At 61.4% G+C, this 13,006-nt stretch carries 14 protein-coding genes and 1 pseudogene; 6 read left to right on the forward strand and 9 right to left on the reverse strand.

Features of this window, described 5'->3' with window-relative positions; translation table 11 throughout:
• Positions 1-2 precede the first annotated feature (2 nt).
• Genes ITX55_RS13265 through ltnD form a run of 3 tightly spaced genes read right to left on the reverse strand, consistent with a single transcriptional unit; the run spans position 3 to position 2,805 of the window.
• Positions 3-635 (reverse strand): aldolase, encoded by a 633-nt coding sequence (locus tag ITX55_RS13265; protein WP_089191378.1) that lies wholly within the window; start codon positions 633-635, stop codon positions 3-5.
• Entirely contained in the window at positions 632-1,891 is a 1,260-nt protein-coding gene (gene otnK, locus ITX55_RS13270) for a 3-oxo-tetronate kinase (protein ID WP_304622132.1), read from the reverse strand. Before otnK ends, ITX55_RS13265 begins: the two co-directional genes overlap by 4 nt.
• Positions 1,891-2,805, reverse strand: a complete 915-nt coding sequence (ltnD, locus tag ITX55_RS13275; RefSeq protein ID WP_223085129.1) for an L-threonate dehydrogenase — start codon at positions 2,803-2,805, stop codon at positions 1,891-1,893. The genes otnK and ltnD overlap by 1 nt, the downstream gene beginning before the upstream one ends.
• Positions 2,806-3,087: 282 nt before the next feature.
• Here ltnD and ygbI point away from each other — a divergent pair, with 282 nt between their 5' ends.
• Entirely contained in the window at positions 3,088-3,852 is a 765-nt protein-coding gene (gene ygbI / locus ITX55_RS13280) for a DNA-binding transcriptional repressor YgbI (RefSeq protein ID WP_197760127.1), read from the forward strand.
• A 149-nt stretch (positions 3,853-4,001) separates the two neighbouring features.
• Here ygbI and ITX55_RS13285 read toward each other — a convergent pair whose 3' ends face one another.
• The 4 genes from ITX55_RS13285 to ITX55_RS13300 form a co-directional block, all read right to left on the reverse strand.
• Positions 4,002-4,529: a hypothetical protein gene (locus tag ITX55_RS13285; RefSeq protein ID WP_072628054.1), complete on the reverse strand. Its 528-nt coding sequence runs from the start codon at positions 4,527-4,529 to the stop codon at positions 4,002-4,004.
• A 122-nt stretch (positions 4,530-4,651) separates the two neighbouring features.
• Positions 4,652-5,419, reverse strand: a complete 768-nt coding sequence (locus ITX55_RS13290; RefSeq protein WP_033650565.1) for a molybdopterin-dependent oxidoreductase — start codon at positions 5,417-5,419, stop codon at positions 4,652-4,654.
• Positions 5,412-6,017 carry a cytochrome b/b6 domain-containing protein gene (locus ITX55_RS13295; RefSeq protein WP_033650566.1) on the reverse strand — a complete coding sequence of 202 codons (606 nt, stop codon included), beginning with the start codon at positions 6,015-6,017 and terminating at the stop codon, positions 5,412-5,414. Before ITX55_RS13295 ends, ITX55_RS13290 begins: the two co-directional genes overlap by 8 nt.
• Positions 6,018-6,030: 13 nt before the next feature.
• On the reverse strand, positions 6,031-6,657 hold the full coding sequence (locus tag ITX55_RS13300) for a hypothetical protein (protein ID WP_072628051.1): 627 nt from the start codon (positions 6,655-6,657) through the stop codon (positions 6,031-6,033).
• Between the two features lie 140 nt (positions 6,658-6,797).
• Between ITX55_RS13300 and ITX55_RS13305 the strand changes: the two genes are divergently transcribed.
• Positions 6,798-7,469 carry a heavy metal response regulator transcription factor gene (locus tag ITX55_RS13305; RefSeq protein ID WP_197849976.1) on the forward strand — a complete coding sequence of 224 codons (672 nt, stop codon included), beginning with the start codon at positions 6,798-6,800 and terminating at the stop codon, positions 7,467-7,469.
• On the forward strand, positions 7,466-8,884 hold the full coding sequence (locus ITX55_RS13310) for a heavy metal sensor histidine kinase (protein WP_089191383.1): 1,419 nt from the start codon (positions 7,466-7,468) through the stop codon (positions 8,882-8,884). Before ITX55_RS13305 ends, ITX55_RS13310 begins: the two co-directional genes overlap by 4 nt.
• Positions 8,885-8,897: 13 nt before the next feature.
• Here the strand turns inward: ITX55_RS13310 and ITX55_RS13315 are convergent, their stop codons facing one another.
• A complete protein-coding gene (locus ITX55_RS13315) occupies positions 8,898-10,364 on the reverse strand; it encodes an ATP-binding protein (protein ID WP_164107257.1) in 1,467 nt (488 codons plus the stop codon).
• 3 nt (positions 10,365-10,367) lie between these two features.
• Entirely contained in the window at positions 10,368-11,081 is a 714-nt protein-coding gene (locus ITX55_RS13320; RefSeq protein ID WP_016928494.1) for a response regulator transcription factor, read from the reverse strand.
• A gap of 151 nt (positions 11,082-11,232) precedes the next feature.
• On the opposite strand from ITX55_RS13320, the gene ITX55_RS13325 reads away from it, so the two are divergent.
• The 3 genes and pseudogenes from ITX55_RS13325 to ITX55_RS13335 all read left to right on the forward strand — a co-directional run bounded on the left by ITX55_RS13325 (position 11,233) and on the right by ITX55_RS13335 (position 12,980).
• On the forward strand, positions 11,233-11,844 hold the full coding sequence (locus ITX55_RS13325) for a cytochrome b/b6 domain-containing protein (RefSeq protein ID WP_033650571.1): 612 nt from the start codon (positions 11,233-11,235) through the stop codon (positions 11,842-11,844).
• A gap of 10 nt (positions 11,845-11,854) precedes the next feature.
• Positions 11,855-12,630: pseudogene (locus tag ITX55_RS13330) on the forward strand (molybdopterin-dependent oxidoreductase).
• Between the two features lie 59 nt (positions 12,631-12,689).
• On the forward strand, positions 12,690-12,980 hold the full coding sequence (locus tag ITX55_RS13335; protein WP_089191386.1) for a pentapeptide MXKDX repeat protein: 291 nt from the start codon (positions 12,690-12,692) through the stop codon (positions 12,978-12,980).
• Positions 12,981-13,006 lie beyond the last annotated feature (26 nt).

A 13,006-nucleotide genomic window follows, 5' to 3' on the forward strand; every position in this document is an offset into this window, starting at 1 on the left:
GTTCAGCTCCGTAATTCGGCAATTTCATCAGCGGTCAAATAGCGGATCGGACGATCGCCGAGGGTGAAGATCAGCCGAGCCGCATCTTCCATCTCTTCGGTATTGTCCGCCGCCGCTCGCAGGTCTTTACCCGTCACCACCGGCCCGTGGTTAGCCAGCAAAAAGGCGCGGTGGGTCGGCGCCAGGCGGGCCAGATCCTGTGCCAGCCTTTCGTCGCCGGGCCGGTAGTAAGGCACCACCGGCACCTTGCCGACGCGCATCACCACATAGGGGGTGAACGGTTTGATGGCGTTGTCGGCGTCCAGCCCCTGCAGGCAAGAGAGCGCCGTGAGGTAGGTGCAATGCAAGTGCACGACCGCTTTGCATTCGGGGTTGTTCAGATAGAGCGCCCGATGAAAGCTGATCTCTTTCGACGGTTTGTCGCCGGAGAGCCAGTCGCCGTTCAGGCTCACTTTAGACAGGCGATCGGCCTGCAGCTCGCCGAGACAGGAGCCGGTCGGCGTCGCCAGCAGCGCGCCGTCCGGCAGCAACAGCGAGAGGTTGCCGGCGGAGCCGGTGGCGTAGCCGCGTTGGAAAAACGAGGCGCCCAGGCGCACCATCTCTTCACGCGCCTGCTGTTCAATCGTCATGCTCATACCGGGAACTCCGTTTGCGCGCGCGCGAAGAAGGCTTCATCGCCAAAATTACCCGATTTCAGCGCCAGGGAAATGGCTCGATCGCTGGCACGCACCCAGGGAACGCCGGGGGAAATGCTGGGGCCGATATGGAAGCCGCGAATACCCAGCGCCTGCGTGACCACGCCGGAGGTTTCGCCGCCGGCGACGATAAAGCGGCTGAATCCCAACTGGCGCAGTTGCACCACCAGCTCGGCGAACAAGGCTTCCACCGCCTCGCTGGCGGCGGCGCCATGCCGTTGTTGCGTTTGCTGCAGCGACTCCGGCGATGCAGTGGCGTAGATCAGCGGGGCAAGCGCTTCTCCGGCATGGCGCTGCGCCCAGTGCGCCAACTCGACGGCGTAGGCGGCGCGCGTCTGGGGATCGAAGCAACGGTCGATATCGATGGCCTGCGCCGCCGCGCGTTCGCGATAGTGCGCCACCTGCCGGTTAGTCATGACGGAGCAGGAGCCAGACAGTACCGCCGCCTTTTCCCCCAGCGGCGCGCCGGCCGCTTCTGCCGCGCGATCGCCGTTCTGCGCCCATTGCCGCGCCAAACCGATCGCCAGGCCCGAACCGCCGGTCACCAGCTTCATCGTTTTCAACGCTTCACCCTGGGTAAGCAGATGCCGTTCGTTGAGCGTGTCCAGCACCGCGTAGCGCACGCCTTCCTGCGCCAGTTGCTGCAGCTTCTCGCTGACTGCCTCGGCGCCGCGATCCATTTCCGCCGCCGTCACCAGCCCACAGCGTCCGGCGGCCTGGGATTCCATCAGGCGAAGCAGGTTGCTGTCGGTCATCGGCGTGACCGGGTGATGACGCATGCCGGACTCAGACAGCATCTGTTCCCCGACGAACAGGTAGCCCTGATAGACCGTGCGGCCGTTTACCGGCAGCGCCGGGGAAACAACCGTGAAATTTTCCCCCAGCGCGGCGAGCAGGGCGTCGGTCACCGGGCCGATATTGCCCTGTGCGGTGCTGTCGAAGGTGGAGCAGTATTTGAAGTAGAACTGGCGGCAGCCCTGTTTTTGCAGCCAGGCCAGCGCTTGCAACGCCTGTTCGACTGCCTGTTCTGCCGGGCAGGAGCGCGATTTCAGGCTGATGACGACCGCCTGAGCGTCGACCGGCGTTTCGTCCTGCGGCACGCCGTTCAACTGCATCGTCGGCAGGCCGTTTTGCACCAGAAAGCTGGCGATGTCGGTCGCGCCGGTAAAATCATCCGCGATTACGCCGAGTTGCATCAGAGCGTCTCCTTTTTCTGCGGCAGATCGATGCCGGCAAAGATTTTGATTACCGCGCTGTCATCTTCTTTACCGTAGCCGGCGTTGCTGGCGGCGGTAAACATGGTGAAGGCGGTGGAGGACAGCGGCAGCGGGAAATGCAGCGCCTTGGCGGTATCCGCCACCAGCCCCAGATCCTTGACGAAGATATCCACCGCCGATTTGGGCGTATAGTCGCCGTCGACCACGTGGCGCATGCGATTTTCGAACATCCAGGAGTTGCCGGCGGCGTGGGTGACGACGTCATACATGACGTCCAGCGGGATGTTGGCGCGGGCGGCCAGCGCCATGGCTTCCGCTCCGGCGGCGATGTGCACGCCGGCCAACAGCTGGTGGATGATTTTTACCGTCGCGCCCAGGCCGATGGTTTCGCCGATGCGGTAAACCTTGCCGGCGATGGCGTCCAGCACGGGTTGCAGGCGCGCGAAGGTGGCGTCGGCGCCGGCGGCCATCACCGTCATCTGGCCTTCTTCCGCCTTGGCCGCCCCGCCGGAAACCGGCGCGTCCAGCATCGCCAGGCCGTAGTCCAGCAGTCGTTGCTCGATCTGTTTGGCGTCATCGGCGGAAATGGTCGAAGAGACCATCACCGCCGTGCCCGGCTTGAGCTGCGGCGCCAGGCCTTGCTCGCCGAACAGGATTTGCTTCACCTGCGCGGCGTTCACCACCAGCAGCAACACGGCGTCCAGCTCGGCGGCGAAGTCGCAGGCGCTGGTAGACGCTTGTTTCGCGCCGGCCTGTTGCAGCGCCGCCAGCGCCTGCGGATTGAGATCGGCGCCGTAGGTGGTCAATCCGGCGCGGAGGCATGAACGCGCGGCGCCCATGCCCATCGCCCCCAGCCCGATGACGCAAACGGCATAATTCCCTGGGTGTGTCATACTGCACTCCTGTTAATTTTAGTGATAATTTGTTTTGTTGTGTTAAATGTAAGCGCTTGTCGGCCGATTATCCGCGATCGATATCACAATAATTAACAATGCGTAAAACGGGTTTTTCGTGCGATTTCTGGCCTGAAGCAACATTACTATTATGTTTTTAATAAGTTTATGTTTGGCTGGCCTAACTGCGCTCGCCGTCACGCTGCGAGAAATTAGGGCTATCGGCGAACGAAAATTGACGTAAAATCACAATTATTATCACCGCAGCAACGAGAGGGAACCGTGATACCTGTAGAACGCCATCAACAAATTCTTGCGCTGGTATCCGAACGCGGCGTCGTCAGCATCGCCGAGCTGACCGAACGGCTGGGGGTGTCGCATATGACGATCCGCCGTGACGTGCAAAAGCTGGAAGAGCAGGGGGCAGTGCAGTCGGTCTCGGGCGGCGTGCAGGCGCCGGAACGGGTGGCGAGCGAACCTTCTCACCAGACCAAAGAGGGGATGTTCGGCCGGCAGAAAATCGCCATCGGCCGGCTGGCGGCGCGGCAAATTCCCGCCAATAGCTGTATCTATCTGGATGCCGGCACCACCACGCTGGCGCTGGCGAAACAGATCGGAGAACGTGACGATTTGACGGTGGTGACCAACGACTTTGTCATCGCCGGGTTCCTGATAGAGCATAGCCAGTGCCGAATCATCCACACCGGCGGCACCGTGTGCCGGGAAAACCGCTCCTGCGTCGGCGAGGCGGCGGCGCAGGCGCTGCGCGGTCTGTTTATCGATCTGGCGTTCATCTCCGCCTCTTCGTGGAGCATGCGCGGCCTGTCGACGCCGAACGAAGATAAGGTGATGGTGAAGAAGGCCATCGTCGAGGCCAGCCGCCGCCGCATTCTGCTCAGCGATACGTCCAAATACGGCAAAGTCGCCACCTATCTGGCGCTGCCGATCGCTGCCTTTGACGCCATCATTACCGACGAAGGGTTGCCCGCCGCCGCGCGGGAGGCCATTGAGCAAGCGGGGATTGCATTGCTGACGGCGGAAGAATAAGAACGAACCGGAATCAGGATGAAAGTTCGGTATCGATGCTACGCGCGGGCGGTTCACTGGCTTCAACGCCGCCGCGTTCACGCCATTCGCGGCGCCTTTGTTCCCACCACTCTTCGTGGAAGGCTTGCATCTCTTTCAGGCGCTGTTCCTTAACGTGCTGTTGGCAAGTATGGGATGCTATGGGGGCTACGTGGGATTTCGATGACATAGAGGCCGTCCTTTATAAACTCTATTTTGTATAAATAATGCCCTTTGTGCGCGTATTTTTTCAACAAAAAATCATAAATTTTAGCTAATGCTGGCCTTAACGGTGCACTTAAGATGATCCTGGCATGATACTGATAGGCAAACTTGAGAAGAGTTTCCCCGATGCCAACAACGAATAAGCGTTCGCGTTGGAGAAGGGTATAATGCATTGCGGTATAGGTATCGAAAGCTGAGCGCCGATGCCTGTTCACGTCGCTCAACGCCTTAACATCATAAAATTCCAGAGAGAAAGCATTATTGAGGAGAGCAGTGTCCACATACACTGGGGCAAACCAATGGCGCATGTTTTGCCCAATTCTCTTGAAATCCAAATGATAGATGGCCGATTTACCATCACCTTTTCTGACGGCAATCTGATATCTGTATGTGTCTGCTATTCCAGTGTGTGACTCCCTCACATCAATATCCATGATAAAATCCTTTTTACTATTATTTTTCCTATAGTTATCCCCTTTGTGACGAACAGATTATTAACCGCGGCGGAGACGATCCTCCAGCCGCCGATGAAGGTTGTGCGCAGCGCCGCGCAAAACTAAATGCCGCTGAACCAGTTGTAGCCCTGATCCTCCCAATAGCCGCCCGGATTGACGTCGCTGACGAAGATCGCGGCGATATGTTTGGCGTTTTTGAACCCCAGCTTGGTCGGCACGCGCAGCCGCAGCGGGTAGCCATAGTCCGCCGGCAACGCCTTGCCGCCGAAATCCAGCGCCAGGATGGTCTGCGGATGCAGCGCGGTGGCCATGTCGAGGCTGGCGTAGTAACGGTCGGCGCATTTGAAGCCGACGTAACCGGCATTCAGATCCGCGCCGACGTGCTGCAGAAAGGTGCGCAGCGGCACGCCGCCCCATTGGCCAATGGCGCTCCAGCCCTCAATGCAGATCAGGCGCGTGATCTGGCTTTGCTGCGGCAGCCGCTGCAGCTGTTCCAGCGTCCAGGGCGCTTTTTTCTCCACTTTCCCCGCGACCTCAAGCCGGTAGCCGGCGAGATCGATCTCGGGGACGTTGTATTCCGGGTAAAATGCGTTAAAGGGGAAAGGGTGGGTGATCTGGTCCGGCCGGTAAGTTTGCGCCAACCGCTGGCCGCTGAACAGCCAGGCCTGCACCCGGTCGTTCCAGCGCGACATAGCCCACAGCACCTTATCCACCCGATCGCCGTCTTGCAGATTACACCCGGTCAGCATGGCGATGCCGCCCAGCGTCAGCCCGGAGCGCAACATCAGCCGGCGTTGCAGATTGACCAGCTGCTTTTTTTGGTCCGGTTCCAGCGTCGGCGCGGTTGCCCGCTGTTTTTTCTCATTCATGTTTGCCACCCGTTATCATCGCCCACAGGGTTTTAGGCACGACAGCCACCATAAAGACGTGGATCGCCACAAACAGGCCGATGCCGGCCATGGCGAAGAAATGCACGTAGCGCGCGAAGTCGAAGCCGCCAAACAGCGCGACCAATCCCTGCAGCTGAACCGGTTTCCAAATCGCCAGGCCAGACAGCACCAGTAATAGCCCCAGCGCCAGTACGCCGAGGTACATCAGTTTCTGAATGGCGTTGTAGCGGCCATGCCGGTGGCGCAGGCGCAGCGTCATCGCCAGCCAGATATCCTGCCGCAGCGCGTCGGCGCGAAGCGGCAACAGATCGCGGCGAAAATGGCCGCTGAACAGGCTCCACAGCAGATAGCAGACGGCGTTGAGCGCCAATAGCCACATCACCGCCAAATGCCAACCAATCGCGCCGCCCAGCCAACCGCCCAGCGTCATCTGCGGCGGAAAGCGGAAATCGAACAGCGGCGAGGCGTTGTAGATTTCCCAACCGCTCATGAACATGCACACCATGGCGAACAGGTTGATCCAATGAGTGATTCGAACCGGCCAGCGATGCACCGGCGGCGACGCGTTGGTCTTCATGGCATTCCTCCGGTTACATCGGTGGCACGGTGCCGTCTTTGCCGGCGGAAATGCGCGTGGCGACGCGCTGGCCCTTATCGTCGGCGGCGGAGAACAGCACGATGTGCACGCCCGGTTTCAGCAGGCTCAGATGGCCCGGATCCAGCGTCACGATCGGCACGTCTTCCGGCACGACGACGGTTTTCTGCTGGTTACCGTAAGTGACGGTCAGGGTGCGGCCGTTGGATTTCACCAGTTTGCCGACGGTGCCGTTGGTCATGGTGTCTACTTTGCCGTCGGCGGATTCCCAGGCCGAATGCCCTTCGCCGGTGCCGCGCAGGCTGGCGGCGAACACGTGCACTTCCAGTGCCTTGAGCGTGCCGTCCGGCTGCGGCACGGCGGCGGTGCCGATAAAGCTGTCCGGCTTGATATCGTCCAGCGTGGCTTTGGAAACGCTGAGCACTTTAGTTTGCTCGTTCAGCTTGACGCTGAGTGTCTCGCCCTTGCGGTCGGTCAGCTGCAGATTGCCGTCGGCAACCTGCGTGATGGTGCCGCGCAGCGGCGCAATCACCTTGCCCGGCGTTTGGGCGGCGGCGGACAATCCGCTGGAAAGCAGTAACGTGGACAACAGTAAACCGGCTATACGATGACGGGTAATCATAACGTTCTCCTGAAATGAGTTTGCCGGTTAAGCATGGTTGACCTACTGGGTCAGCGCCATGGCCGTTTGATGACATTAATGTCATCAAGTTTGTCCGCCGAAGCTGCTAGTATTTTTGCAGACGTAACGAGGTGGCGAGCATGCGAATACTGGTAGTTGAAGACGATATCGGCACAGGGGATTACCTGAAGAAAGGGCTGGGGGAAGCGGGCTACAGCGTCGATTTGGCGCGCAACGGCACCGACGGGCTGTTTCGCGCGTTGGAGCAGGACTACGATGCGATCGTGCTCGATGTCATGCTGCCGGGGCTGGATGGCTGGCAGATCATCGAGGTATTGCGCAAGAAAAGCGACGTGCCGATCCTGTTTCTCACCGCCCGCGATGGCGTGCAGGATCGCATCCACGGTCTGGAGCTGGGCGCGGACGACTATCTTATCAAACCGTTTTCCTTTACCGAGCTGGTGCTGCGTTTGCGCACCTTGCTGCGCCGCGGGCCGGCGCGCGAAGCCGATCATTACGCCATCGCCGATCTGCAGTTGGACGTATTGCGCCGCCGGGCGGTGCGCCAGGATCAGGTGATCTCGTTGACCAATAAAGAATTCATGCTGCTGCATCTGCTGGTGCGGCGCGAAGGCGAAGTGCTGTCGCGCACGCAGATAGCCTCTCAGGTGTGGGACATGAATTTCGACAGCGACACCAATGTGGTTGACGTGGCCATCAAACGCCTGCGCGCCAAAATCGACCGGCCGTTCGACGTCAAGCTGATCCACAGCGTGCGCGGCATCGGCTATGTTTGCGAGCCGCGCTCGTGAACGCCCGAGCTTCACGTCGGCCGGTGTCGCTGACGCTGCGTACCGCCATGCTGTTCGCACTGGTGGCCGCCTGCGTGGTGAGCGGGGCGGGCTGGTATCTGTTCGGCGCGATGCGCCAGGAAATGACGCTCCGCAGCGATCTGCAGGTGACCGGGCGCGTAGAGTATTTCCGCCATTTACTGGGGCAGCGCTTTCCTTTGGCGCGCCTGACCGCCAATAACGGCCTGTTCGAAAATATGCTGGGCAATGAACAGGATGTGTTGATTTTCCAAATTCCGGGGCAAAAACCGCTCATCAATGTGAATCCGGCCAGGGTGGCCCTGCCGCCGATCGCGCCGACGCCGCCCGAACAGGCGCAGACGCTGGCCGCCGTGCGCGGCGGGGAAACGGCGCAGGGGGTGCCGCTGCGCGCGGCATCGGCGATGGTGCGTCTGGAAGACGGCAGTTTGCTGCAGATCTCCGCTGCGCACGTCATGGTCAACGAGCAGAAGATGCTGGCGCGTTACCTGTGGCGCATTGTCGCGGCGGTCATTGTGGCTTTCCTGCTGATTGCGCTGCTGGGCTATGGGGTCATGCGCCGGGGATTGAAGCCGCTATGGCGCATGGCGGCGCAGGCGTCGCAGATCGCGCCCAATACATTGTCCACTCGCCTCAGCGAACAGGGGGCGCCGAAGGAGTTGCAGCAATTGACCCGGTCGTTCAATGCGATGCTCGATCGGTTGAATGAAGGCTATCAGCGGCTGACGCAGTTTTCCGCCGATCTGGCCCATGAGATCCGCACGCCGGTGGGCGCGTTGATGGGCCAGTGTCAGGTGGCGCTGTATCAACCCCGCAGCGTGGAGGAGTACGAAACCCTATTGTCGAACAATATGGACGAGCTGGAGCGTATTTCGCGCATGGTGGAAAACATCCTGTTTCTGGCGCGCGCCGGTGAGGCGCAGTCCGCGCTGAACTACAGTCGTCTGGAGGTGGCGGCCGAGCTGCGGCGGGTGGCGGATTACTTCGAAGGGCTGGCGGAAGAACGCGGCATCGTGCTGAGCTGTGAAGGGGAAGGAGAGCTGAAGGCGGACGCGATGTTGTTCCAGCGGGCGCTGAGCAACCTGGTGGCCAACGCGGTGCGCTATGCCGATGAAAACAGCCTGATCGTGTTGCGGGCTGAACGGCGTGCCGATGCCTGGTGGGTGCAGGTCATCAATCAGGGGCCGCCGATCGCGCCGGCGCATCTGGAAAAGCTGTTCGATCGTTTCTACCGCGCCGATCCCGCGCGCAGCGCCGGCAGCCACGCCAGCGGCCTCGGGCTGTCCATCGTGCGCGCCATCATGACGCTGCACGGCGGTGAGGTGCGTGCCGAATGTATCGAGCGCGCGCCTGTCGCCAGCCTCATTTTCAGCCTGCGGTTCCCGCTAGCGCAATAACCGATATGCCGGATTAACGCGGCGGAATGGCAAAGCGGAAGCAGGCGCCGCTTTGCGGTTGTTCGATCAGCTGAATGTCGCTGTCGTGCAGCTGCAGAATGCGCCGCACGATCATTAACCCCAGCCCGCCGGCGGGGCGTCGGGCGCCGCTCAGGATAGACGGCCGCACGAACAGATCGGCGCGCAGCGTCTGCGGAATGCCGGGGCCGCTGTCGCTGACCTGCACCATCACCTGGTCTTCCTGCCGCCACAGCCGCACGCCGATGTCGCCGCCGGGCGGCGTATGGCGAATGGCGTTGTCCAACAGGTTGGTCAGCACCCGCTCAATCATGCTGAGATCGGCGAACACCGGCGGCACGCCGGGGGCGATGTCGGCGTGCAGCCGCTGGTTGCGCGCCTCCGCCGCCAGCTCGAACTTCTGGAACACGTCCTGCAGCAGCTCGCTGAGGGAGAAGGGTTCTTTCTGCGGTTTCACCACGCCATATTCCAGCCGCGCCAGCTCGAACAGCTCCTGCGCCAGCTTGCCCACCTTGCGGCTCTGCGCCAGCGCGATCTCCAGATAGCGCCGCCGATCGGCGTCGCTCAGGGTGGCGGCCTTGACCGACAGCGTTTCCAGATAGCCGTGCAGCGAGGTGAGCGGGGTGCGCAGATCGTGCGAGACGTTGGCGATGAATTCGCGCCGCAGCCGATCCTGCTGCGCCAGCGTTTGCCACTGTTCGGCGAGGCGCTGCGCCATGCGGTGGAAGGCCTGTTGCAGCTGGCTCACCTCGTCGCGCCCGGCCGGCACCGCCGGCAGCGCCGCGTAGGCCTGCACCGCCTCAATGCCGCCGCTGTCCAGCGCATTGACCTGACGGGTCAGGCGCCGGATGGGGCGAGTGACCCAGTAGAACGCGAAACCGCCGGCCAGCAGGCTGAACAGCACCATCACCCCGGAGGTCCACAGCGCCATCCTGGCCGCCGAGTTGAACTGGGCGTTGCTGGCCAGCGCCGTGTACTCTTCACCGAGCAAAACCACATACAGATAGCCCTCGACCCGGCCGTCGACCTTCAGCGGCGCAACGCTGAACACCTTGCGCCCGTCCGCGCTGCGCGGATCGTCGCCGTACACCGGCATCTGCGCGCCATCGAGCAGCGCCTGCAGCGGCGCCAGCGCGACCCGCTGCCGCTTCAGATGCCCGGCCGGCGCGGCGTTGCCGATGATTGCGCCCTGGTTGTCGAGCAGATAAACCTCAACGCTGGGGTTCACCGCCATCAGCTGATCGAACAGGGTATGCACCGCCTGCGGATCCGGCCCGTTCACCCCCAGCAGCGGATTGCTGTCGGCGATATGCTGCGCCAGGTTGCCGGACAGGCGCTGGATCACCGCCTGGCTGTACTGGGTATTGCTGCGCACCTGCATCCAGCCGGAAAAGGCGCAGCCGATGACGATCAGCAGCGCGAAGATAATCGTGAGGCGTTGCGCTAACGTAAGGTTTTTCATGGCTCACTCTTGCGGCGCGGCCGCGAATTTATAGCCCATGCCCCACACCGTGAGGATGCGCTCGGGTTCCGCCGGGTTGCGCTCGATCTTGATGCGCAGCCGGTTGATATGGGTGTTGACGGTGTGCTCATACCCCTCGTGCTGATAGCCCCAGACCTGATTCAACAGGCTGAGGCGCGAGAACACCTGGCCCGGGTGGCGGGCGAAAAAGTACAGCAGGTCGAATTCGCGCGGCGTCAGCTCGATCGGCTGTTGGTGCAGGCGCACTTCGCGGGCGATGGGATCGATGGTCAGATCGTTGAAGCTGAGCGCGCCGGCGTCCATGCGCAGGTTGCGGCTCATCGCCTCCTGGCGGCGAAACAGCGCCTTGACCCGCGCCACCAGCTCCAGCATGGAAAAGGGTTTGGCCAGATAGTCGTCGGCGCCCAGCTCCAGCCCCAGCACGCGGTGCACCTCGCTGGAGCGCGCGCTGGTGATGATGATCGGCGTGTAGCGCGTCATGGTGCGCGCCCGGCGGCAAATCTCCAATCCGTCTACGCCCGGCAGCATCAGATCGAGGATCAAGGCGTCCCAGCCGCCCTGTTCCAGCATCGCCATGCCCTGATTGCCGTCGGCGGCGTGGCTGATGGCGTAACCCTCGTCACGCAGATGCAGCTGCAGCAGCTCGGCGATGTCGCCGTCGTCCTCGACGATCAAAATTCGTTTTGGCTTGTCCATTCTCATTACCGCTGATTAGCCCGATTCTCTCTGAAGTCTACACAACCGCCACCGGCGGAGTTATCACATTTTATTTAACTTTGCGTGAGGTCTTGGGGAACAAATCCGGGGAATACTCGGTTCATCGCATCGTTAGCTGGCAGGAATCGTTATGAGCCTCACTCTCACCCCGGAACAACGACAGACCGTACATCCGCTGTGGCTGCGGTTAACGCATTGGCTGAATGCGCTGGCGATGCTGATCATGGTGACCAGCGGTTGGCGCATCTACAACGCTTCGCCGCTGTTCAACTTCAGCTTTTTCAACGAGCTGACGCTCGGCGGCTGGCTGGGCGGCGCGCTGCAGTGGCACTTCGCCGGCATGTGGCTGTTTGGCGTCAACGGGCTGTGTTACCTGCTGCTGAACCTCGCCAGCGGGCGCTTCAAACGTAAATATTGGCCGCTCAGCCCGAAGCAGTTTCTCGCCGATGTCGGCGCGGCGCTGCGCGGCAGGCTGCAGCACGCCGACCTGCGCCACTACAACATGGTGCAGCGCGTGGCCTATCTGTCGGTGATGCTCCTCGGCGTGCTGAGCGCGCTGTCCGGACTGGTGCTGTGGAAATCGGTGCAGTTTCCGCTGCTGCGCACGCTGCTCGGCGGCTATGAGGCGGCGCGCTATATCCACTTTTTCGCCATGTCGGCGCTGGTGGCCTTCGTCGCGATCCATCTGGTGATGGTGGCGCTGGTGCCCCGCACGCTGCTGGCCATGCTGCGCGGACGTTAAGGAGTTCACGATGAAAAAGGATAAACAGATCATGACGATCGTTGAAGGGCAGGCGATCGTCAAAGAAGCGCAGCGCTTGTTGACCGCGTCGTCCCGCCGCCGCTTTCTGCGCAACGGCCTGACGCTGGGCGGTATCGCTATGCTTACCGGCTGCGATCTCAGCGGCAACGCCAACGTCGAGCAGGCGCTGAGCCGCATTTCGCGCCTCAACGATCGGGTGCAGGGCTGGCTGTTCAACGGCGATCGTTTGGCGCCGGTCTACCCGGAGTCGATGATCACCCGGCCATTCCCGTTCAACGCCTTTTACGCCGAGGAGGAGGCGCCCGACATCAACGGCGACGACTATCGGCTGGAAGTGGCGGGATTAGTGCAGGACAAGCGCGCCTGGAGCCTGCCGCAGCTGCATCGGATGGCGCAGGTTAGCCAGGTGACGCGTCATATTTGCGTCGAGGGTTGGAGCGCCATCGGCAAGTGGGGCGGCGTGCCGTTCGCCAACTTTCTTAAGGTAATCGGCGCGGATCTGAGCGCGCGCTACGTCAGCTTTAAATGCGCCGACGACTACTACACCAGTATCGACATGGCCACCGCGCTGCATCCGCAGACGATTATCGCGCTGACCTACGACGCCAGATCTTGCCGCGCAAGTACGGCTATCCGATGAAGCTGCGCATGCCGACCAAGCTGGGCTACAAGAATCCGAAGCACATTCAGGTGATCGAGGTCACCAACCGCTTCCCGGGCGGTTACTGGGAAGACCAGGGTTACAACTGGTTTGGCGGCAGCTGAGGCGGCCGCCGGCCATTCTCCGGCACTCCGGTGCCTTTGACATGACGGAAGGAAATACCATGAAAAAGTTATTCGCAATGATGATGTGCAGCGCGCTGATGCTGGGCGTGGCCGGCGCCAACGCCGCGGACGGCATGAGTAAAGACGCGATGAAAAAGGACGGCATGAGCCAGATGTCGCACGACGGCATGGCGAAAGATGGGATGAAGAAAGAGTGCATGGGCAAGGACTGCATGAAGAAAGACAAAATGGGCAAAGACGCCATGAAAAAAGAGGGCATGGCGCAAGACGGTATGGCCAAAGACGGCATGAAGAAAGACGAGATGAAAAAGGATGCGATGGGGCACTAAGCCGCCTCACCCCGCGGCCGCAAGCG

This window comes from Serratia sp. EWG9 (assembly GCF_019913725.1).
Classification (GTDB): domain Bacteria; phylum Pseudomonadota; class Gammaproteobacteria; order Enterobacterales; family Enterobacteriaceae; genus Serratia; species Serratia ureilytica.